Origin of the sequence: Micromonospora sp. NBRC 110009 (assembly GCF_030518795.1) — a bacterium.
Lineage (GTDB): Bacteria > Actinomycetota > Actinomycetes > Mycobacteriales > Micromonosporaceae > Micromonospora.
The window spans coordinates 3,025,177-3,045,913 of record NZ_CP130427.1; the positions used below are offsets into that span (position 1 = coordinate 3,025,177).

Genomic DNA, 20,737 nt, shown 5'->3' on the forward strand with positions numbered 1-20,737 from the left:
GGTGGTGTTGAACCGGTCAGCGGTCCCCGCGCGGGGCCGCGCACCGAAGGAGCGATCGTGCATCACAACCGTCTGAAGACCGCAGCGCTGCTCGGCCTGTTGACCTCGCTGATCCTCGCGGTCGGCTACTGGTTCGGCGGGAGCGGCGGCCTCGTCATCGCCGTCGTCGTCTCGTTGCTGATGAACGGCGTGACCTATTTCTACTCCGACAAGCTCGCCCTGCGCTCGATGGGGGCGCAACCGGTCAGCGAGGCACAGTTCCCCGAGCTGTACCGGATGGTGCGGGAGCTCTCCACCCAGGCGGGCCAGCCGATGCCCCGCCTCTACGTCAGCCCCACAGCGCAGCCCAACGCGTTCGCCACCGGGCGTAACCCGCAGCACGCGGCGGTCTGCGTCACCCAGGGCATCGTCGAGGTCCTCGACTACCGCGAGCTGCGCGGCGTGATCGGGCACGAGCTGTCCCACGTCTACAACCGGGACATCCTCATCTCCAGCGTCGCGGCCGGCCTGGCCGGCATCATCACCGTGCTGGCGAACATCGCCTGGTTCATCCCGCTGGGCTCCTCCGACGACGAGGACGCCCCGAACCCCGCGGTGCTGCTGCTCACCCTGATCCTCGGCCCGATCGCGGCCACCGTGATCCAGCTGGCGATCAGCCGGAGCCGGGAGTTCCAGGCCGACCAGTCCGGCGCCGAGCTGAGCCGGGACCCGCTGGCGCTGGCCAGCGCCCTGCGGAAGATCCACAGGGGGACGCAGATGCGTCCGTTGCCCCCGCAGGGTCAGCTCACCAGCACCGCCCACCTGATGATCGACAACCCGTTCAAGCGGGGTGGCGGCATTGCCGCTCTCTTCTCCACCCACCCGCCGATGGAGCAGCGGGTCGCCCGGCTGGAGCAGTTGGCCCGCAACTCCGGGCCGGTGCAGTTCCAGCGCTGACCCGACCTGTCACGCCGCCCGCGTCCGACCTCGGACGCGGGCGGTCGTGTCGTCAGAAGGTGGCCTGGGGCAACCGGTCGGGTCGGGCGAACACCACGGCGACCAGCAGGATCAGCCCCGCCACCAGGTACGCGGTCGCCGGACCGAACAGCTCGGCGGTGCTGCCCAGCAGGAAGATCCCGCAGCCGCCGACGACGATGTTCGCGGCGACCATGGTCGCCTCGACCTGCCCCATCCGCTCCTTGGGCGCCAGCCGGGCGAAGGTCGCCTGCGCCCCGATCAACCAGCCGGCGCCCGCGCCGATCAGCGCGTTCGCCCCCGCCAGCGCCCAGGCCGGCGCGTGGACCACGACCAGCACCGCGGCCAACAGCAACGCCCCGGCCAGCGCGGCGGCGGCCGCCACCTGACCGGCCACCCGGGCCAGCCAGCCCCGCCGCCCCGCCAGCAGCACGAAGACCGCGCCGCCGAACGCGGAGGCGGCCAGCACGACCGGACGCCACCCCCCACCGGCCAGGTCCGGGGCCAGGGTCTCCGGCAGGGCCCCGGAGAGGACCGTGCCGAAGGTGAGCAGCGCGACGCCGCGCAGCACCGGGTGGCCGACGATGGTGCGCACACCCGCGGTGGCCGGCGGCCGGGCCTTCCGGCGTTCCCCCCGGCCCCCCGGGAGCCCGGCCAGGACGACCGCGGCGAGCAGGAACGACACCAGGTCCACCAGGAGCGCGACCCGGGGGCCGAGCGCCACGGTCACGCCGGCCCCGGCGAGCAGGCCGGTCACCTGGCCGACCTGGTTCCCGAAGGCGGAGAGGCCGAACAGCGGCAGCCGCAGCGGCGTGTCCACCGCCTCGGCGGTGATCGCCACGTTGACGCTGGCGTACGCGGCCCGGACCCCGCCGAGCAGGCCGGCCGCGACGATCGCCGGCAGCGGCTGGGGGACCGCGGTCGGGACCGCGATCAGCACCGCGCCGGCCAGCGACAGCCCGACCAGCATGGTGCGCCGGGGCGGCACGTCCAGCCAGCCGCTGAACACGATCGCCACCAGCAGGGCGGGCACCGTCCGGGCGGCGTACACGGCGGCCGGGCCGAGCACCGACTGCGTCTGGTCGTACGCGAGCAGCAGCAGGGCGGCCAGCCCGACGAAGTCGCCCAGCTCGGAGATGCCGCGGGCGATGACCAGCCGGGAGGCGACGGGGTGGCGGAACAGGGCTCGGTAGCCGGGCGGGGGCGCGAGCCGTTCGTCGGCGTCGGTCATCAGCTCGGCTGATCCGCTTCCTTGCCCTGCCGCGCGACCCGCAGCGGTTCGATGGTGGCGCCGGTCATCGGACCTCCGTACGGCGATGGGCGGAGTCTGCGGGGAATGGACCCAGTTCGATCAGCAACCTACCGTCTCTCCGCTGGCGGGGCAGCCCCGCTCCGGGCCCCGATGTGAGCGAGCCGACCGTCCCCGCGGCGACCTTCGGCGTTAGGGTCAGAAGGGATTCCACCCGTTACCTGTCCGCACCGGAGGTGCACCCTTGGCCGCACTGCGCCACTACCTGGGCGTCTGGCGGATCCCCGGCGCTCCGATGCTGCTGATCCTCGGCATCATCGGTCGGCTCGGGATCGGCATGACCTCGTTGGCGCTGCTGCTCGTGGTCGAGGAGGTGACCGACCGGTACTCGCTCGCCGCGGTGGCCGGCGGCATCTACGCCCTCTCCGGCGCCGCGCTCAGCCCGGTGGCCGGCCGGATCGCCGACCGGGTCGGCCCCACGCCGGTGCTGCTCACCACCGCCGCCGCCCACCCGCTCGCGCTCTTCGGCCTGCTCTGGGCCAGCCGCTCCGGCACCGGAAGCCTGGCCCTGATCTACCTGGCCGCCGCCGCGGCCGGGGCCACCTACCCGCCGCTCACCGCCGCCATCCGGGGCGCCTGGAACGACCTCACCGCCCCCGCCACCGGCCGGGCCCACCTGCGCAACACCGCGCTCGCCGCGGAGACCTCCCTCTTCGAGATCGTCTTCGTGCTCGGCCCGCTGCTGGTGGCCGCGTTCGTGCTGGTCGCCGACGCCGCCGCGGCGCTGGTCGGCGCCGCCGTGGTCACCCTGGTCGGGACCACCGCCGTCGCGCTCGGCCAGGTGATGCGGAGTTGGCGGCCGCACCCCCGGGAACACCACGCCCGGGGGCTCGGCCCGCTGCGGGTCGGCGGCTTCCCCGCCCTGCTGCTCTGCGTGGCCAGCCTCGGCATCGCGTTCGGCGCGGCCGGCGTGATCGTCCCGGCCTTCGCCGGGAACGCGGCCGCCGACGACCCGGAGAGCCTCGCCGGCCTGCTGCTCGCCGTCTGGGGCATCGGCAGCGCCGCCGGAGGCTTCTGGTTCGGGGTACGCCCACCGGCCGCCAGCATGACCCGCCAGTTCGCCTGGCTGCTCGGCGCCGTCGCGGCCAGCTTCGCCGTCTTCGCGGTGATGCCCGGCCCGCTCGCCCTCGGCATCGCCCTGGTGCTCGGCGGGGCCACCATCGCCCCGGCGCTGACCCTGGAGAACACCCTGGTCGGCCGGATCGCCCCGGCGGGCATGCTGAACGAGGCGTACACCTGGGTGGTCACCATGTCGGTGGCGGCGAGCGCCGCCGGCGGAGCGGTGGCCGGGCTGATCGTCGACCACGCCGGCGGCGTGCCGTGGGCCTTCCTCTTCGCCGGCGCGGCGGTCGCCGTCGGGGCCGCGGTCGCCGCGCTCCCCGCCGGCCCCATCGCCCGCGCCGAGGCCGTGGCGGTCCGCGCCGAGCAGCCGGTCGCCGCCTGACCCGGGCGGATCAATCCCGCCCTGGCGGGTATCCGCCGGGATGTTCGTCTTCTTCTCGAACCGGATCGGCTGCCTCGGCTCGATCCTGGTCAGCGCGATCCTGACCGTGATCCTGCTGCTGATCTTCTCCCGCTGAGCGATCGTTCCCCTCGGCGAGTTCCGCGAACGGTAGGGGACAGCAGGAGCTGCCGGCGCAGGCGATCAGGTCGTCGCAGCCGGCCGAGATGGCGGCTCGCAGGGTGTCGCGGATGACGGTCAGGTCGGCCACCTTCCGTTCCACCTCGACGAGCTTCTGCTGGGCCCGTGCCCGGAGGCCGGCGTCGGATCGGCCGCGGTGCCGGTGTCGACCGGCGTCGAGCAGGTCGGCGACCTCGTTGAGGGTGAAACCGAGGCGTTGCGCCGTCTTGATGACCCGCAACAGGGTGACCGTCTCGGACGGGTAGAGCCGATGTCCGCCCGGCGACCGCCGCGGGGCGGTGAGCAGTCCCCGGCGCTCGTAGTAGCGCAGGGTCTGCGGGTTGACCCCGGCCGCGTCGGCCAGCTGGCCGACGCGCAGCCCGGCGCCGCTCATCGCGTGCCCGTGGCCGACGCGGCCCGATCGGCCACGCCGTCGAGCACGTCCACGTGTGCCGCCGGTACCCGAACGTCCAAGGCCAGCGCGCCGGGCTCGGGCCGGGACAGCTGGAAGGTGAAGAACGTGCAGCACGACGACTCCCGGGCCGTCAGATCCCGGGCCATCTGCTCCACCTGGGCCGTGCCGGCAAGCCGCAACCGCAGGTGCTGCGCCGACGGCCGGTCGACGGCGCGCACGGAGTCGGCGAAGAACTGATCGAACTCGGCGAGCCGCAGCGGCCGTTCCGCCGTCGGCAGGGTGCAGGCATCCGGCACCCAGGCGTCGTCCGTCGTGATCTGGTGGTCACCCATACCCCGACGGTAAGCCTGTACCCAGGTACCGGATGCAAGCCAACTGCGGCGCGAGCAGGTTCCTACCGGTAGTTGGTGAACTGCAGGGCGACGCCGAAGTCCTCGCCCTTGAGCAGTGTGATGACGGCCTGCAGGTCGTCCTTCTTCTTGCCGGTGACCCGGAGCTGGTCGCCCTGGATCTGCGCCTGGACGCCCTTCGGGCCCTCGTCGCGGATCTTCTTGCTGATCGCCTTGGCCTTGTCCGAGTCGATGCCCTGGATCACCTTGGCGTCGACCTTGAAGACCTTGCCCGAGGCGCGCGGGTCGCCGGCGTCCAGCGACTTGAGGGAGATGTTCCGCTTGACCAGCTTCTCCTTGAAGACCTCCAGGGCGGCCCGGACCCGCTCCTCGGTCTCCGCCTGGAGGCTGATCGCCTCCTCGCCCGACCAGGAGATCTCCGCGCCCGTGCCGCGGAAGTCGAACCGCGTCGCGAGCTCCTTCTCCGCCTGGCGGAGGGCGTTGTCGACCTCCTGCCGGTCGACCTTGCTCACGATGTCGAACGACGGGTTCGCTGCCATGCTCATGCTCCTGCTGTCCGGCGGTCTGTCCTGTTCCGTCCCCCGCTGACCAGCGTGGGACCCCCTGACGGTACCCGGTTGCGACCGCCCCGGGGGCAGCCGCTATCCTTGCTTCCGCTGCCGCGTTGCGACGCGGTGGGGTGCCCTGGCGGGTTGCCCGAGCGGCCAATGGGAGCGGACTGTAAATCCGTCGCGAAAGCTACAGAGGTTCGAATCCTCTACCCGCCACCAGGGATCGGCAAGGCCTCTGAACTGCGGAAACGTAGATCAGGGGCCTTAGTCGTTTGCTGCCCTTGTTGACCGTCGTTGCGCCTGATCGACCGGCCCATCGGGCACGTATCGGGCACGCGAGGGAGGGCTGAGGGCTGGAAAGATCGCATGCATGATCTCCCCCTACCTCGACCCGACGATCTGGCGTCCCTCGTGTTGCGCACCGGCCGTCACGACGCGTGGGGTGGTTCGGTGAATCCCAACAAGGCGGCCGCTCGGGTTGTGGCGGAAGAGGATCTAGCCGGCTTCACAGCGGGCCAGTTCCTGGAGGCGATGAAAGCCCTCACGGTGATCCTGACCCTGCCCCAGTCAGCCGCCGACCACGTCGACGCGCTCGTGGTAGCCACTGGTCAGGGCGAAGAATGGCGTCTCACTCATGCGATCCGCAACTGGGAGGCGAACCGAGCGCTCCGCTACCTTCTGGTAGCGAACGGGAACCCGGATGAAGACACCTACGTCGAGATCACGCTCGACTACCTGCGGAGCCTCGGCCTTCGTCGCACCAATGGTGTCTACCTCCAAGCCGAGCCGGCCCCCAACACCGGCTTACAGGCCGCATGGATCGTCAACCAGGTCCAAGCCCGCGGCATCACCAGCCTCGCGCTCGCTGTCTCCCCTTACCACCTGGCCCGCGTCTACCTCACGGTCCTCAAAGCCCTCACGAAGGCTGGATTTCGCCTCCCCATGATCCCCCTTCCCGTGCCCGTTCCTCCTGACACGCCCGTTCCGGAAACCGGAGCGACCGCCTACGACCTCGTACCCGGCGAGATCAAACGCATCCTCAACTACATGGACCACGGCTGGGTCGCCACGCCCGAGGAAATGCAGCAGTACCTACAGTGGCTTTGGAGCCACCACAAAACCCTCCTCGGCACGAGCCCGATCTGAGACAGTCGTAGCCCGGCGGGCACTCCAGCAGAAGGTGGCCGCCACTCTGCCCTCGGTCTCTCCGATCGGTGCAAGGACTGCGGCGCCCGGCCGATCTGTGCCTTGCGAAGATCAAGACTGCTGTCGGCCGGCGTCGTTAGCGGTCGCTGACCTGCTCGCTGTGTCGCCCGCCGTCGCCCTCGGACCACCTTCGACGGAAGGCTTGGCTGTACGGGTGGCTGTACAGCGCAGAGCTCTTTGTGGGGGAACATGGCGGGAGCACCGATCTTGGCTGTGGTCGTGGTCCGGTGGCTTCGCCCGCGCCGCCGGGAATCCCTCCTCGAACTTCCCCCATGAAGCTCGGCGAACGGGGCTGCGAATCACGGGCGACCTCACTAAGGTGCCTCCAATGCGCATTCCACCTCTGCCTAAGGCATCGCTGGATCTCACCGGCGACAAGGCTGCGAAGCGAGCAGTCGGCAACCGTCCGGCGAACGTCACCTCACCCATCACGATCGACGCCTACAACCCTGAGTGGCCCGCAATGTTCGCCAAGGAGGAGGCGGCCATCCGGGCTGCGCTAGGTGCCAAGGCGCTTGCGGTCGAACACGTAGGGTCGACCGCCGTGCCCGGTCTGGCGGCCAAGGATCGACTCGACATCGACCTCATCGTTGCGGACCCGGCAGATGAAGATGCCTACGTTCCGCCGCTGGAAGCCGCCGGCTACTTCCTACGCACCCGCGACCCCGACTGGTACCAGCACCGCTGCCTTTGGACCCACGACCACGGCGTGAATCTGCACGTCTTCGGTCCTGACTGCGATGAGTACCTCCGGCACCTAATCCTCAGAGACTGGCTCCGCACGCACCCAGAAGATCGCGATCGCTACGCAGCAGAGAAGCACCGGGTCGCCCAGGAACACCCGATGGACATGGCGTTGTACGTCCAGGGCAAGACGAGGATCATCATCGACATCCTCAAGCGATGCGGGCTGCGCTGAACAGCACACGCTGCCCCCCTCGCCCTCCGTCTGCTGCCGACCCACACACCGTGGAGCGGGCCAGGGCCAGGGTGACAAGGTGGAGCGCCCTACTGGACGAGTCTCAATGGCGACTGTCAAGGTCGATGTGAGCGGCCAGGCCTGGCCTAGGGATTAGAAGAGGAACGGAGCGGGCTGGTGCGGGAGCCGTTCTCCTGCTCAGCCCGTCCGTCACTGTCGGATGCCGTCGGCGTTGGCGGGCGGTCTGGGCTGTACGGATGGCTGTACGACACGCCGCTGCTGACCATCTGATCCGTAGATTCCCAAGACCACTCCGCAGCCGTTCGGCAACGTCCGCCTCGCCCTGGTCGCCGCGCTCTCGGCAACTGGATCGGTCCGGGCTCGTCCGGCTCCGTTCGCCCCGGTGGCTCCCGGCCATGGCTCCCACGCTCAGGTAGCCACCTTCTGGCCCAGGGGCCCCGCCAACCATGGCCCGTTTACCAACGCTGTCGGTTCTGTCATGGACTGACCGGCTTCTGGAGGTAGAGCATGCTCATCGTCACGGTGCTGATGGCCATTGCGGGGCTGGCCGCAATAATCTGGGTTGCCAACTGGCCCTTCAACACCCCCTTGCGAGAAGGACCTGAGTCCCGAAGAACGTCGCATTAGCGCTGCGCACAATCGGCGTCATCACCGCGCTGCGGCGCGTGGGATATTGCCCATTCTTGCCATCGTGTTCGGGATTGCATCGGTGAGCCCTTTGTCGGGCCCGAAAAGCGATCCGTTCGCGGCGGTAGTCATGGGCTTGTGTTCGGCCGTGTGCGTGGGCGTGTTCGGTGCGCTGATCAAGACGGGGCGCAGGCGGCGCACTTCGACACGGCGATGAACTCCCTGGACGGGACAAGGCGGAGCAGCCTCGTGGAGGGGCACGGCGACCGAGGGATTATGAGATCGAGTTGGCGACCTGTGCCCACAGCTGCGCCCTTGGTCATCCGTCTGATCGGGCGGGTATCGGGCACGCACGGAGGGCTAGGGTGGGCGACCAACGCGGCGAGGCCCTTCGCACCGACTCGAAGCCACGGGTCCAGGGCTTCCCGAAGGCGAGGAGGCGTCCGTGCACGACCACGATGTGACCCACCGGTTGCCTTCCCCGGCCACCGCCGAGAGCGATCCGGCCGGCTGGTTCGAGCGGCTCTACGCCGACGCCGAGCGAGGCGAGGCGGCCGTCCCGTGGGACCTCGACCGGGCGCAGTCCCTGCTCAGCGAGTGGACCGACCGGACCCGGCCGGACGGATCCGGTCGGCGCGCCCTGGTCGTCGGGTGCGGCTTCGGCCGCGACGCCGAACATCTGGCCCGCCTCGGCTTCGCCACCGTCGCCTTCGACATCTCTCCCACGGCGGTACGGGCGGCCCGCCGCCGCCACCCGGACTCCCCGGTCCGGTACGAGACCGCCGACCTGCTCGACCCGCCGCACGACTGGCTGGGCGGTTTCGATTTCGTGCTGGAGAGCATGAACGTGCAGGCACTGCCGGCCGAGCTGCGGCAGCGGGCGATCCCGGCGGTCGGCCGGCTGGTCGCGCCGGACGGGACGCTGCTGGTGATCGCGGCCGGCCGGCGGGACGACGAGGTCGTCGAGGGCCCGCCCTGGCCGCTGGCCCGGGCCGAGGTCGACGCCTTCGCGGACGGCCCGCTGACCCTCGCCCGGGTCGAGGAGATCGTCGCCCCCGACGGTGGGATCCGCTGGCGCGCGGAGTTCCGCCGCGCCTGAGGTTGGCAAACGGGGCGGTGCCACGTTCGCGGCCGCTCAGTCGAGACAGAACTCGTTGCCCTCGACGTCCTGCATCACGAGGCACGACTCGTTGTCGTCATCGGCAGGCAGTAGTCGCACGCGTACCGCGCCGAGCGCGACCAGTCGTGCGCATTCGGCCTCAAGTGCGGCCAGGCGTTCTTCACCCACGAGCCCGGTGCCGACCCGCACGTCAAGATGCAGCCGATTCTTCACGACCTTGCCTTCGGGAACGCGCTGGAAGTACAGGCGCGGGCCCACACCTGAGGGATCAATGCATGCGAACGCTGAACCCTGATGCTCAGGCGGCAGCGTGCGATCGAAATCGTCCCACGTAGCAAACCCCTCCGGTGGCGGCGGTACGACGTACCCCAACACCTCGCACCAGAAACGAGCGACGCGCTCAGGTTCTGCGCAGTCGAAGGTGACTTGGATCTGCTTGACCGACGGCATCGGCCCACCCTAGAGGCGGGGGTCTTCCATCGTCTCCACGGGCCCGCCCCCGGGCTAGGTTGTGGCGCATGCGGCCGACTCGTCAAGACGAGTGGGACCTTGAGCCCTGGATGACACGATCACGCTCCGTCGGCGAGGCGTTCGCAGGCGAAGATGAGCAGGTCCGTGAGCGCCAGTCCCAGGAGTGTGTACGACGTCCAACCGCCGGTGAGCCGGGTATTGCCCGGCGAGTATGAGCGGTATGGGGGATCGGGAAGGCGGTGGACCGGGGCAGGACCTGTTGCAACGTCGTGAGGACGTGCGGCAGGCCAACTTCCTGGAGCTGTTCGTCGACCTGGTGTTGGTGTTCGCCCTCGCCGGGGTGGTCAGCCGGGTCGCGCGGGACCTGATCAACGATGACGTTGTCGTGCGATGGCGGGCGATGGCCTACATGCTCGTGCTGTCGCTGCCGCTGATCTGGTTGTGGATCACGACCGCGCACATCACCAGCTGGTTCGACCCCCGTCGCCGCAAGATCCAGTGGATCGTGCTGGCCAGTGCGTTCGGGCTGCTGGTCATGTCGACCTCGCTGCCGTCCGCGTTCATCGGCCGCGGGTTGGCGTTCGTGCTGCCGTACGTGATCCTGCAGTTGGGCCGGCCGCTCATCCTGATACCCGCGCTGCGCGGACACCCCCTGCAACAGATCTACCGCCGGTCGCTGCCCTGGCACGTGGTCTCGGCGGGGATCCTTGTCGCCGGCGCGGCCGTCAGTGGCGGTGCCCGGGCCGCTCTCTGGGGGGCCGCCGTGACCGTGGACATCGTCTCCGCGCAGCTACGCTGGCCGGCACCGGGGATGGCCGGGCCGCCGGTCAGCGCGTGGGCCACGGACAGCAAGCACCACCTGCCCGAGCGCTATCAGCAACTCCTGATGATCGCCCTCGGCGAAACCGTGCTCGCCGTCGGCACCACCTTCACCAACGAACCGATCAGCCCGGCGACCTCCGCGCTGCTGGTGGTGACGTTCGTGTCGACGGTGCTGCTCTGGCGCATCTACTTCTACCGCTCCGGGCAGATCCTCGCCGAAGCCCTCGCCACCGCCAGGGACCGGGACGCCGCCGGCCGCGCCACCGGCACTGCCCACGTCGTCATGGTGCTGGGCATCGTCGCCACCGCCGTCGGCTTCGAGGCGGTGCTGAAACACCCGCAGGGCCTGCCTGAGCCCGCGTGGCTCGTCGCCAGCCTCGGCGGCCCGGCACTGTTCCTCTACGGCCGCATCCGGCTGGAACGCATCGTGTTCAACCGGCTCTCGCGCCGCCGCGTCGTCGCCATCGCCGCCCTGGCAGCCGCCGCCATCCCCCTGGACTTCGCCCCGCCGCTAGCCTCTCCGATCGTCGCCGGACTCATACTGCTCGCCGTCGCCCTCGCCGACGCCCACCACTCCGCCGGCCGTCCCCCCGAGGCCCCCTCCCCGGCGCACTAGGTGTACTGCCCGGGGGCCTTCCTTCCGGCCGGCTGGATTCCTCGACCGACCGCCGCGCCGTCGGGGGCGGGCCCCGCGGCAGGGGCCCACGTCCTGGATGAGCGGAGGCCGTCAGAGGCCGAACATCGAGCGGCAGGCCGACAGCCCGTCGACCCTCGCCGCCGGCCGTACCTGCTGAGTCCACTCTTCCCTGGTGAGCCGTAGGCGGTCGGACACGAGGGCCTCGCCGCCGCGCGCGTCGGGTTATCGCGAGAGAAGGTCAGGGGTGTGCCGACCCGGGTGGCCGGCTGGGTGGAGTCGGATTCGCGCGGACGGGTTGCCCGGTGAGCTGGGTGAGTTATGGTGGTCGATGCGACGGCTCGCGGGGCGACGTACCGGGCCGCCCCTGATGGTCCCTGATGGCCGGACCCGAGGTGACATCGCCGGATTTGTGCTGTTGGTGTGATTGAGCGATTCGCGGACAGGGTCAGCCGGGCGGTCCAGGCCGGGGACCTGACACGACGAGATGGTGGGTGCTGGGCCGAACGGCGGAACCTGACCGAAACTCGGGCTGCCCTCGGCCTCCCCGCTTTGCTGCCCGTGCGCCGTGTGGCACGATCGTGGAACCTCACCATCCTTGCGACATTCCCCGACAGGAGCAATCATGTCTGGTCGAAGGCTGGGCCTGCTGCTCGGCTCGCTCCTCCTGCTCGCCGGTGTCCTCGTCGGTGCGGGCACCCTCACTCCCGATGTGCAGCTCACCGACGTCATCTGGGCCGCCGGCATCTTGCAGTAACCCACGGCGGGGCGGTGCCGAGTAGGGGAGTGGTATGGCGGGCCCAGACCAACAACGCAGGTCGACGGAACGCGCCTGGCTCATCACCGCACCCCTGACGCTTCTTGCCGTCGTCTTCAGCACCGCGGTCGCCCTCATCTCCGATGAGCCCGTCGGTGAGTGGCTCCTGGCGCTGGTTCTCTTCGTGGCCATAACGGCCGTCAGCGTCCCGGTGCTGAACTTCATCGTCCGGCGCCAGTCGATGGTCGTGACACTGACCGAGGTGCCGCTGGTGGTGGCGCTCTTCTTCCTGCCGCCGCTGACGGTCGTCGTGATCTACACCCTCTCGTCGCTGGCCCGTTACTCCTGGCAGCGGTTCGCCCCGGCGAAGTTGTGGTTCAACGTGGCCAAGGCTGCGGCAGCCACCTCCCTGGCCGGCCTTCTCCTGCTCGCCCTACCACCGCTGGAAGGCGTGGGTCCGGGGACCTGGGGAATTCTCTTCCTCGCCGTCAACACCATCACGCTGGTCAGCGTGGTGTCGGTGGTCGGCGTGAACGTGCTGCTGCAGGGTTGGCAGGCGGGCCGGGAAATGCTGCGTACCACTCCTTCGGTCTTCCTGACCACCTCCATCAACGCCTCGGTGGGCCTGCTCATCCTGATCGCGTTGTACACGACATGGTGGTCCGCGCTGCTGCTGGCCGCGCTCTTCGCAGCGCTCGTTCCGGTCTACCGGTCGTACTCCCAGTTCTTCCAGCAGCACCGCACGTTGACCGGCATCTACGACCTGTCCCGCGTGATCACCACCAGCACCGAGGGTGCCCTCGGGGATGTCCTGCTCGGTCGGGTCCGGGCGCTCATGCAGGCCGAGTACGCGACGCTCTGGTTGCCAGCCCAGGGTCGGCATCCCGAGGTGCTGCTCACCGCCCGCGTCGACACCACCGGGCTGCTGGATGTCGCCCCGACCCCGGCGGCGTTCCGGGAGCAGGCTCGCGACCTTGGGCGGACCCTCTCGACCGGGCGGCTGCTCGGGGGCGACAGTGCGCTGCGCGGCGTCGCCGACGCGAACCAGGTCAAGGACGCGATCGTCGTGCCACTCCGCTCGGGTCAGGCGGTGATCGGCACTCTCGAGGTGATCAACCGGCTCAGCGACATCGGCCACTTCGCGCCCAGCGACATCCCGGTCTTCGAGACGGTCGCCGCACACGCCGCGATCGCGCTGGAAAACTCCCGCCTGGTGGACCGGCTGCGGCACGACGCGAACCACGACGGGCTCACCAAGCTGCCCAACCGTCGGCGGATCACCGCGGCGGTGGCCGACGCGGTCAAGATCGCGGCACCCGGCGAGGTGGTGGCGCTGCTGCTGTTCGATGTGGACGGGCTGCGTCAGGTCAACGAGTCGCTCGGCCACGCGGCCGGGGACAAGGTCCTCGTCGAGGTCGCCGAGCGGCTGCGCGCCTGCGCGCCCTCCTCGGCGCTGGTCGGCCGGGCCGGCGGCGACGAGTTCCTGGTCACCCTGCGGCTGGAGAGCGCCGAGGCGGCGCTGGAGCTGGCCGGGCAGCTACGCGAGCAGATCCGCGACGAGATGGTCTTCGACGCCCTCACCCTGGACGTGGACACCGCGGTCGGGGTGGCCGTGCACCCCGACCACGGCAGCGATGCGGTGGCCCTGCTGCAGCGGGTGGACCTGGCGGCGTCGGCGGCCAAGTCCGTCCCGGGCAACGTGCAGCTCTACAGCCCGGCGCTGGAGTCCCGGTCGCTGCGCCGGCTCGGCCTCGCCGGCGACCTGCGCCGGGCGTTGGACGACGGCGCGCTGGAGGTCTACTTCCAGCCCAAGATGACGCTGCGGGACCGTCGCCTGGTCGGGGTGGAGTGCCTGGCCCGCTGGGACCACCCCGCGCACGGCACGGTGGCCCCGGACGACTTCGTGGCGGTGGCCGAGCACACCGGCCAGCTGGGGCGGCTCACCGAGTTCGTGCTCCGGGAGAGCCTGCGCCGCAGCCGGGACTGGGGGCACGGCGAGCAACCGCTCGCCGTCTCGGTCAACCTGGCCGCCCGTACCCTCACCGATCAGCATTTCCCCGCCGTGGTGCGGGACCTGCTCGAGGAGTACGGCGTGCCGCCGCAACGGCTCACCCTGGAGATCACCGAGGCCGGGGTGCTGGATGGCACCGAACGTCCGATCCCCACCCTGCGACGCCTTCGCGACCTCGGGGTCCGGCTCTCCGTGGACGACTTCGGCACCGGGAACTCGTCCCTGGCGCAACTGCGCCGGCTGCCGGTGCACGAGGTGAAGGTCGACCGGTCCTTCGTGCAGGGAATGGCGACCGACCCGGGCGACCTGGCGATCGTGAACGCCGTGGTGACCCTCTCGCAGCAGTTCGGCCTGGCGGTGGTGGCCGAGGGCGTGGAGAGCGAGCTGACCCTGGAGCTGCTCCAGGACATCGGCTGCGAGATCGGCCAGGGATTCCTGTTCAGCCGGCCGCTGCCGTACGAGCGGCTGGAGGCCTGGTTCGGCGCCCAGGTGGACCCGGAGACGATCTCGGCCAGCGAGCTGCCTCGCCTGCGTGTGGTGCCCTGAGCTGCCGATACGGCACAATAGGGGATCCGATTTCACCTCGGCGGCGAGGTCGTGTACTGTTTCCTCTGCGCGACACCCCACGGGGTGATCGGGCAGGCCCCCTTAGCTCAGTCGGCAGAGCGTCTCCATGGTAAGGAGAAGGTCTACGGTTCGATTCCGTAAGGGGGCTCAAAGGGTCCGGCTGGACCCGTCACGGCGGTGTAGCTCAGATGGCAGAGCAAGCGGCTCATAATCGCTGTGTCGCCGGTTCAAGTCCGGCCACCGCTACTCTCGTCCTCCGGGTTCGCCCGGTGGTCGGTGGGATGGGCGCCACAGGCGCCCACTTTGCATGTCTGCGCCATCAGCGCGTAGGCTCATGCGCCGTAGTTGTTACCCGTTAGCGAGGAAGGCACTCCGCCGTGGCGAAGGCGACCGATGTCCGGCCGAAGATCACTTTGGCGTGTGTGGAGTGCAAGGAGCGCAACTACATCACGCGCAAGAACCGTCGTAACGACCCGGACCGCATCGAGCTGAAGAAGTTCTGCCCCCGGGACGGCAAGCACACGATCCACCGCGAGACCCGCTGACCCACGGCCGGCTCGCCGGCCTGGTCCCGAAGCATCTCCCGAAAGCCGATCCGCACGGACGGCGGCCCCGAGCCGCCAACCCGTAGGGGTCGGCTTTCGTGTTCCCCGTGTAGGTTCGCGCCATGTCCCTGGACCCGTCCTTCGTCGGCCGGACCTATCCGCCGACCGCCCCCTACCTGGTGGGCCGAGAAAAGATCCGCGAGTTCGCCACGGCCATCGGCGCCACCGACCCCGCGCACCACGACCCGGCGGCTGCCCGGGCGCTCGGGCACCCCGACGTGGTGGCCCCGCCCACCTTCCCGGTGATCGTCACCATGGCCGCCAGCCGGCAGATCGTCGAGGATCCGGCGCTCGGCGTCGACTACAGCCGGGTGGTGCACGGCGACCAGCGGTTCGCGTACACCCGGCCGGTGGTGGCCGGCGACGAGCTGGTCTGCGTCAACACCATCGAGGAGATCACCACCCGGGGCGGGCACGGCTTCCTGACCACCCGCACCGACGTGAGCACCGCCGCCGGCGAGCCGGTGGTCGCCGTCTGGTCCAAGATCGTCGTACGCGGGGAGGCCTGACCCATGGAGCTGCCCACCCAGACCTTCCGGGTGACCCGGGCGGACCTGGTCCGCTACGCCGGCGCCTCGGGCGACTTCAACCCGATCCACTGGAGCGACCGGACCGCCACCAAGGTGGGGCTGCCGGGGGTGATCGCCCACGGCATGTTCACCATGGCGCTGGTCGGCCGCGCGGTCACCGCCTGGGCCGGCGCGCCGGACGCGGTGGTCGACTTCGGGGTGCGGTTCACCCGCCCGGTGGTCGTCCCGGACACCGACGAGGGCACCGAGATCGAGGTCAACGCGGTGGTCAAGGAGGTCACCGCCGACGGCCTGACCAGGCTCGACGTGACCGCGACCTGCCTGGGCGAGAAGGTGCTGTCGCAGGCCCGGGCGACCGTCCGAACGCCGCGCTGACCAGCCGGTCGACGCGCTAGGGGCAGACCGGTTGGGAAAGTCGCACGACTACCCGTACACTGGTCCGCCGTGGGGCAAGTGACCCCTGCCCGGCACCGCGTGCTCGGGTGGGGTGGCAGTTGCCGCACAGGGGTGTAGCTCAATTGGCAGAGCAGCGGTCTCCAAAACCGCAGGCTGCAGGTTCAAGTCCTGTCACCCCTGCGCCTCAGGCCTGACCGTTCCCGTGGGTCGCGCCGCCCGTATGGCGGCGTCCGGCCCGTGGTGGTGGCATCGGCGGGGTGGTTCCGAGGCATCGGGACCCTCTCGTTCGGTCCGCCGGCCGCGGCCCGTCGCGGGACGGTTGGTCCGGCCGGCGTGACCACACGCCGCGCACGCCCATCGGCGTGCGACCCGATATCCCGCACGGAGGGCGAAGTGGCCGAGAGCAAGCGGCGCGGCGAGGACGCCGGCGACGAGCGTCTGCCTGAGGACGCGGTCGTCGACGACGTGGCCGACGACGACGCCACCAGCGCGGACGAGGCCGAGGAGTCGGTTTCCCGGGGCGGCACGGCTACCCGCAAGCGGGCCCGCGCCGAGTCGACCGAGGGCCGGAAGACCCGGAAGGACACCGAGCGGATCGGGCTGTTCGCCCGCATCGCGCGTTTCTTCCGCGAGGTCGTGGCCGAACTGCGTAAGGTCATCTGGCCGACCCGCAAGGAGCTGCTGACCTACACGGCGGTGGTGGTCACCTTCGTCGCGGTGATGCTGACGATCGTGGCCGGCCTGGACTACGGCTTCGCGAAGGCGGTGCTGTTCGTCTTCGGCAACCCCAGCTGACGGGCCAACAGCGATAGTGACGGAAGTGAGCGAGCGTGCCTGAGTACGACGAGACCGCCGAGACCCCGGACGAGCAGTCCGCGGTGGCGACGGCGGCCAACGATGAGTCGGTCGAGGCCGCCAGCGAGCCGGAATTCCCGACCGCCGAGCCCGCGGACGAGGAGTTCGACCCGGTCGCCGAGCTGCGCCAGAAGCTGCGCTACGCCCCGGGCGACTGGTACGTGGTGCACTCCTACGCCGGCTACGAGAACAAGGTCAAGACCAACCTCGAGACCCGGATCACCTCCCTCGACATGGAGGACTTCATCTACCAGGTCGAGGTGCCGACCCGGGAAGAGGTCGAGGTCAAGAACGGCAAGCGTTCGCAGGTCCAGGCGAAGGTCTTCCCGGGCTACATCCTGGTCCGGATGGAGCTCACCGCCGAGTCCTACTCCTGCGTCCGGAACACCCCGGGGGTCACCGGCTTCGTCGGGGCGACCGACCGGGCCGACCGTCCGGCGCCGCTGAGCCTCGACGAGGTGCTGAAGTGGCTGGCCCCGGCGGTGGAGGCCGTGGAGAAGAAGGCCAAGCCCGAGGTCAAGGTCCTCGACTTCGAGGTCGGCGACTCGGTCACCGTCACCGACGGCGCCTTCGCCTCGCTGCCGGCGACGATCAGCGAGATCAACGCCGACCAGCAGAAGCTCAAGGTGCTGGTCTCGATCTTCGGCCGGGAGACGCCGGTCGAGCTCAACTTCAACCAGGTCGCCAAGATCTGACGTACGCCCAGGCACCGGCGGTGGGCCTCCCGGCCCGCCGCCGGTGTGTCGTTTCGCCGCCCCGCCGGACCTCGGCGGAAGGATGGCGGACGGCTGCGCTACCCTAGAACGTCGGCTGTCCGCACCGCGCTGACCGTGCGCGCCCGCGAGCGGCCGAAAATCCCAGTTCCAAGCCCCAGGAAGAGACATGCCTCCGAAGAAGAAGCTCGTCAAGACGTTCACGCTTCAGCTGCCGGCGGGCCAGGCCACCCCGGCGCCGCCGGTCGGCCCCGCGCTCGGTCAGCACGGCGTGAACATCATGGAGTTCTGCAAGTCCTACAACGCGCAGACCGAGTCGCAGCGGGGCGACATCGTCCCCGCCGAGATCAGCGTCTACGAGGACCGCACCTTCAGCTTCGTGCTGAAGACCCCGCCCGCCGCCCGGCTGCTGATCAAGGCCGCCGGCGTGCAGAAGGGCTCGGGCGTCCCGCACACGCAGAAGGTCGGCTCGGTGACCCGCGCCCAGCTGCGCGAGATCGCCGAGAAGAAGATGGCGGACCTCAACGCCAACGACATCGAGCAGGCTGAGAAGATCATCGCCGGCACCGCCCGGTCGATGGGCCTGACCGTCGCCGACTGACCTCTCCTCACCGCTCCACCCGATCAGATCGTGGGAGGGCCGCGGACGCCGCGGGCCCGCCATAGACCACAGGAGTAACGAGAAATGCAGCGCAGCAAGAGCTACCGCAAGGCCGCCGAGGTCATCGACCGGTCGAAGCTCTACTCTCCCGCCGAGGCCGTCAAGCTGGCCAAGGAGACCACCAATGTCAAGTTCGACGCCACGGTCGAGGTCGCGATGCGCCTCGGCGTCGACCCCCGCAAGGCGGACCAGATGGTCCGCGGCACGGTCAACCTGCCGCACGGCACCGGTAAGACCGCCCGCGTGATCGTCTTCGCCGCCGGCGCGAAGGCCGAGGAGGCCGCCGCCGCGGGTGCGGACGAGGTGGGCACCGACGAGCTGGTCGCCCGTATCCAGGGCGGTTGGCTGGACTTCGACGCGGCGATCGCCACCCCGGACCAGATGGCCAAGATCGGCCGGATCGCGCGGATCCTGGGCCCGCGCGGCCTGATGCCGAACCCGAAGACCGGCACGGTGACCATGGACGTCACCAAGGCTGTCGCGGACATCAAGGGCGGTAAGATCACCTTCCGGGTGGACAAGCACTCCAACCTCCACCTGATCATCGGCAAGGCCTCGTTCACCGAGTCCCAGCTGGTCGACAACTACGCGGCGGTGCTGGACGAGGTGCTCCGCTCGAAGCCGTCCGCGGCCAAGGGCACCTACCTGAAGAAGGTCACCCTCACCACCACCATGGGCCCGGGCGTCCCGGTCGACCCGAAGCTGGTGAAGAACCTGCAGGAGGCTCCGGCCGAGGCCTGAGCACCACTGCCCTGACGGGGCCCCGCCACCTGGTGGCGGGGCCCCGTTCGTCTGTCCGGTGTGGCAGGCTCGGCGCATGCGGCTGGAAGGCGTCTGGCTGCGGTACCACCGGCGCGGTCCGTGGGTGCTGCGGGAGACCGACCTGCGGATCGACCCGGGCGAGGTGGCGGTGGTGCTCGGCCGCAACGGGGTGGGCAAGTCGACCCTGCTCCAGCTCGCGGCGGGCGTGCTCCGGCCGACCCGCGGCCGGGTCGTCGACCGGCCGGCGGCCGTCGGCTGGGTGCCGGAGCGGTTCCCCGCCGATCAGCCGTTCACCGTCGGCGCGTACCTCACCGCGATGGGCCGGGTCGCCGGCCTCCCCGCCGCCGAGGCGGACCGGGCGGTCCGACGCTGGGTCGACCGGCTCGGCCTGACCAGGTTCCACGGGGTCCGGCTGCCGCAGCTCTCCAAGGGCACCGCCCAGAAGGTCGGCCTGGCCCAGGCGCTGCTGCGCGCGCCCGGGCTGCTGGTCCTCGACGAACCCTGGGAGGGGCTGGACGCCGCCGCCCGGGAGCTGGTGCCGGAGGTGATCGACGAGGTGCTGGCCGACGGCGGCGCGGTCCTGGTCAGCGACCACCGCGGCGAGACGGTCCGGCTGTCGGGCGCCCGGCACTGGACGGTCGCCGCCGGCACCGTCGCCGAGCAGGCGCCGCCCGCGGGCGCGGCCGTCGCGGTGGTCGAGCTGGCGGTCCCGGCCGCCGGGGTCGCCGCCACCGTGGCCCGGTTGCGCGCCGACGGCCACCACGTCCTGCGGGTACGCGACCACGCGGCCCCGCCCTCCACCACGCGGCCCGACACAGCGCCGTTGTCCCACGCCGCCCCCGAGCCCGACGATGGCCCGGTTCTCGCCGGTGACCCGGGTTTCGCTGCCGGTCCGACGGCCGACGTCGCGATCCCGGTGGAACCGGCTCCGGCCGCACCCGACGGTCGTGCCGCGGCCGGGCGTGGCCTGACCGGGCCGGCGACCGAGGTGGTGCGGTGATCGCGCTGGTCCGGCTGCGGCTGGCCGGCTTCCTGCGTACCGGACGGGCGCTGGCCCCGGTCCTGGCCGGCCTGCTCGCCCTCGGCGTCCTCTACGGCGGCGGCCGGGCGCAGCCGGCGGAGGCCTACGGGGTCTCCGCCGTGGTGCTCTTCCCGGTGCTGGCCTGGCAGACCAAGATCCTGCTGGACGTGGAGCCGGACGTGCAGCGCCGGCTGGCCCAGGTGCTGCTCGGGTCGGCCCGGGAGCGGGCCGCGGGGCTGCTCGCGGCAGCGGTGGCCGGGCTCGGCACGATCGTCGTGGCGCTGGTCCTCCCGTGGCTGGTCGGCGGGGTGACCGGCCCGGCCGGGCCGGGGGACCGGTCGGTGGTCGCCGGCGTGGCGCTCGGCCTCTGGGCCCATCTGCTCGCGCTGCCCGGCGCGGTGGCCGTGGGCGCCCTGGCCAGCCGGGCGGTCACCCGCAGCGCCGGGTACGGCGTCGCCGTGCTCGCCCTCGGCGCCGTCGGGGCGCTGGTCCTCGGCCTCTCCGGCTCGGTGGCCCCCTGGCTGGTGCCGCCGCTGCTGCCGACGGCCCGGGCGCTGGCCGAGCACCTGGCGGTCGTCACCGGCCTGCTGCTGACCGCCTGGGCGTCCGCGTGGGCCGTGCTGGCGCTGGCCGGCTACGCCTGGGCCCGGCGAAACCGGGCGTGAGGGCATAAACGGCGCTCGGGGGCCACCCCGTGCCGTGACGGACGGCACTTCGGGGGCGATTTGGCGGTACCGGGACCCGTCGCGTAACCTTGTCGCGTAGTTCCACCCAAAGACCGCTGGTCACCGTGCCCCGGCACGGTCGAAGGTCCCGCGATGACGGGCGACCCGCGCAGG

At 70.8% G+C, this 20,737-nt stretch carries 22 protein-coding genes and 4 tRNA genes; 21 read left to right on the plus strand and 5 right to left on the minus strand.

Features of this window, described 5'->3' with window-relative positions; all coding sequences use genetic code 11:
• Positions 1-57: 57 nt before the first annotated feature.
• A complete protein-coding gene (htpX, locus tag Q2K19_RS14490) occupies positions 58-936 on the plus strand; it encodes a zinc metalloprotease HtpX (RefSeq protein ID WP_302771444.1) in 879 nt (292 codons plus the stop codon).
• Between the two features lie 52 nt (positions 937-988).
• Here htpX and Q2K19_RS14495 read toward each other — a convergent pair whose 3' ends face one another.
• Entirely contained in the window at positions 989-2,185 is a 1,197-nt protein-coding gene (locus Q2K19_RS14495; RefSeq protein WP_302771446.1) for an MFS transporter, read from the minus strand.
• 262 nt (positions 2,186-2,447) lie between these two features.
• Here Q2K19_RS14495 and Q2K19_RS14500 point away from each other — a divergent pair, with 262 nt between their 5' ends.
• Complete coding sequence (locus Q2K19_RS14500) at positions 2,448-3,707, plus strand: MFS transporter (RefSeq protein WP_302771448.1); 1,260 nt, start codon at positions 2,448-2,450, stop codon at positions 3,705-3,707.
• Between the two features lie 10 nt (positions 3,708-3,717).
• Here the strand turns inward: Q2K19_RS14500 and Q2K19_RS14505 are convergent, their stop codons facing one another.
• The 3 genes from Q2K19_RS14505 to Q2K19_RS14515 all read right to left on the minus strand — a co-directional run bounded on the left by Q2K19_RS14505 (position 3,718) and on the right by Q2K19_RS14515 (position 5,188).
• A complete protein-coding gene (locus Q2K19_RS14505; protein WP_302771450.1) occupies positions 3,718-4,278 on the minus strand; it encodes a MerR family transcriptional regulator in 561 nt (186 codons plus the stop codon).
• Positions 4,275-4,631 (minus strand): hypothetical protein, encoded by a 357-nt coding sequence (locus tag Q2K19_RS14510; RefSeq protein WP_302771452.1) that lies wholly within the window; start codon positions 4,629-4,631, stop codon positions 4,275-4,277. The genes Q2K19_RS14505 and Q2K19_RS14510 overlap by 4 nt, the downstream gene beginning before the upstream one ends.
• A gap of 62 nt (positions 4,632-4,693) precedes the next feature.
• Positions 4,694-5,188, minus strand: coding sequence for a YajQ family cyclic di-GMP-binding protein (locus Q2K19_RS14515; protein WP_302771454.1), 495 nt, complete (start codon positions 5,186-5,188; stop codon positions 4,694-4,696).
• A gap of 147 nt (positions 5,189-5,335) precedes the next feature.
• Between Q2K19_RS14515 and Q2K19_RS14520 the strand changes: the two genes are divergently transcribed.
• From Q2K19_RS14520 to Q2K19_RS14535, 4 genes are all read left to right on the plus strand, one after another.
• Positions 5,336-5,419, plus strand: a tRNA-Tyr gene (locus Q2K19_RS14520).
• Between the two features lie 231 nt (positions 5,420-5,650).
• Positions 5,651-6,346 carry an ElyC/SanA/YdcF family protein gene (locus Q2K19_RS14525; protein ID WP_302771456.1) on the plus strand — a complete coding sequence of 232 codons (696 nt, stop codon included), beginning with the start codon at positions 5,651-5,653 and terminating at the stop codon, positions 6,344-6,346.
• A 388-nt stretch (positions 6,347-6,734) separates the two neighbouring features.
• Positions 6,735-7,325 carry a GrpB family protein gene (locus Q2K19_RS14530; protein WP_302771458.1) on the plus strand — a complete coding sequence of 197 codons (591 nt, stop codon included), beginning with the start codon at positions 6,735-6,737 and terminating at the stop codon, positions 7,323-7,325.
• 1,093 nt (positions 7,326-8,418) lie between these two features.
• Positions 8,419-9,072, plus strand: coding sequence for a class I SAM-dependent methyltransferase (locus Q2K19_RS14535; RefSeq protein ID WP_302771460.1), 654 nt, complete (start codon positions 8,419-8,421; stop codon positions 9,070-9,072).
• Between the two features lie 36 nt (positions 9,073-9,108).
• Here Q2K19_RS14535 and Q2K19_RS14540 read toward each other — a convergent pair whose 3' ends face one another.
• Positions 9,109-9,543, minus strand: a complete 435-nt coding sequence (locus tag Q2K19_RS14540) for a VOC family protein (protein WP_302771462.1) — start codon at positions 9,541-9,543, stop codon at positions 9,109-9,111.
• Between the two features lie 280 nt (positions 9,544-9,823).
• On the opposite strand from Q2K19_RS14540, the gene Q2K19_RS14545 reads away from it, so the two are divergent.
• From Q2K19_RS14545 to Q2K19_RS14615, 15 genes are all read left to right on the plus strand, one after another.
• Positions 9,824-11,002, plus strand: coding sequence for a low temperature requirement protein A (locus Q2K19_RS14545; protein ID WP_302771464.1), 1,179 nt, complete (start codon positions 9,824-9,826; stop codon positions 11,000-11,002).
• A gap of 643 nt (positions 11,003-11,645) precedes the next feature.
• On the plus strand, positions 11,646-11,777 hold the full coding sequence (locus tag Q2K19_RS14550; protein WP_302771465.1) for a hypothetical protein: 132 nt from the start codon (positions 11,646-11,648) through the stop codon (positions 11,775-11,777).
• A gap of 34 nt (positions 11,778-11,811) precedes the next feature.
• Positions 11,812-14,334, plus strand: coding sequence for a putative bifunctional diguanylate cyclase/phosphodiesterase (locus tag Q2K19_RS14555; protein ID WP_302771467.1), 2,523 nt, complete (start codon positions 11,812-11,814; stop codon positions 14,332-14,334).
• Between the two features lie 96 nt (positions 14,335-14,430).
• Positions 14,431-14,503, plus strand: a tRNA-Thr gene (locus Q2K19_RS14560).
• A gap of 25 nt (positions 14,504-14,528) precedes the next feature.
• Positions 14,529-14,601 (plus strand) — tRNA-Met (locus tag Q2K19_RS14565).
• A 131-nt stretch (positions 14,602-14,732) separates the two neighbouring features.
• Positions 14,733-14,900, plus strand: coding sequence for a 50S ribosomal protein L33 (rpmG, locus tag Q2K19_RS14570; protein ID WP_067301359.1), 168 nt, complete (start codon positions 14,733-14,735; stop codon positions 14,898-14,900).
• A gap of 122 nt (positions 14,901-15,022) precedes the next feature.
• Positions 15,023-15,469, plus strand: a complete 447-nt coding sequence (locus Q2K19_RS14575) for a MaoC family dehydratase N-terminal domain-containing protein (RefSeq protein WP_302771470.1) — start codon at positions 15,023-15,025, stop codon at positions 15,467-15,469.
• A 3-nt stretch (positions 15,470-15,472) separates the two neighbouring features.
• Positions 15,473-15,865, plus strand: a complete 393-nt coding sequence (locus Q2K19_RS14580) for a MaoC family dehydratase (RefSeq protein WP_302771472.1) — start codon at positions 15,473-15,475, stop codon at positions 15,863-15,865.
• Positions 15,866-15,993: 128 nt separating this feature from the next.
• A tRNA-Trp gene (locus tag Q2K19_RS14585) sits at positions 15,994-16,066 on the plus strand.
• 213 nt (positions 16,067-16,279) lie between these two features.
• Complete coding sequence (secE, locus tag Q2K19_RS14590; protein ID WP_302771474.1) at positions 16,280-16,681, plus strand: preprotein translocase subunit SecE; 402 nt, start codon at positions 16,280-16,282, stop codon at positions 16,679-16,681.
• 35 nt (positions 16,682-16,716) lie between these two features.
• Positions 16,717-17,436, plus strand: a complete 720-nt coding sequence (nusG, locus tag Q2K19_RS14595) for a transcription termination/antitermination protein NusG (RefSeq protein ID WP_302771476.1) — start codon at positions 16,717-16,719, stop codon at positions 17,434-17,436.
• 187 nt (positions 17,437-17,623) lie between these two features.
• Positions 17,624-18,055, plus strand: coding sequence for a 50S ribosomal protein L11 (gene rplK, locus Q2K19_RS14600; RefSeq protein WP_302771478.1), 432 nt, complete (start codon positions 17,624-17,626; stop codon positions 18,053-18,055).
• 84 nt (positions 18,056-18,139) lie between these two features.
• Positions 18,140-18,856: a 50S ribosomal protein L1 gene (rplA, locus tag Q2K19_RS14605; protein ID WP_302771480.1), complete on the plus strand. Its 717-nt coding sequence runs from the start codon at positions 18,140-18,142 to the stop codon at positions 18,854-18,856.
• 76 nt (positions 18,857-18,932) lie between these two features.
• On the plus strand, positions 18,933-19,877 hold the full coding sequence (locus tag Q2K19_RS14610; RefSeq protein ID WP_302771482.1) for an ATP-binding cassette domain-containing protein: 945 nt from the start codon (positions 18,933-18,935) through the stop codon (positions 19,875-19,877).
• Positions 19,874-20,563, plus strand: coding sequence for a hypothetical protein (locus Q2K19_RS14615; protein WP_302771484.1), 690 nt, complete (start codon positions 19,874-19,876; stop codon positions 20,561-20,563). Before Q2K19_RS14610 ends, Q2K19_RS14615 begins: the two co-directional genes overlap by 4 nt.
• Positions 20,564-20,737: the final 174 nt, after the last annotated feature.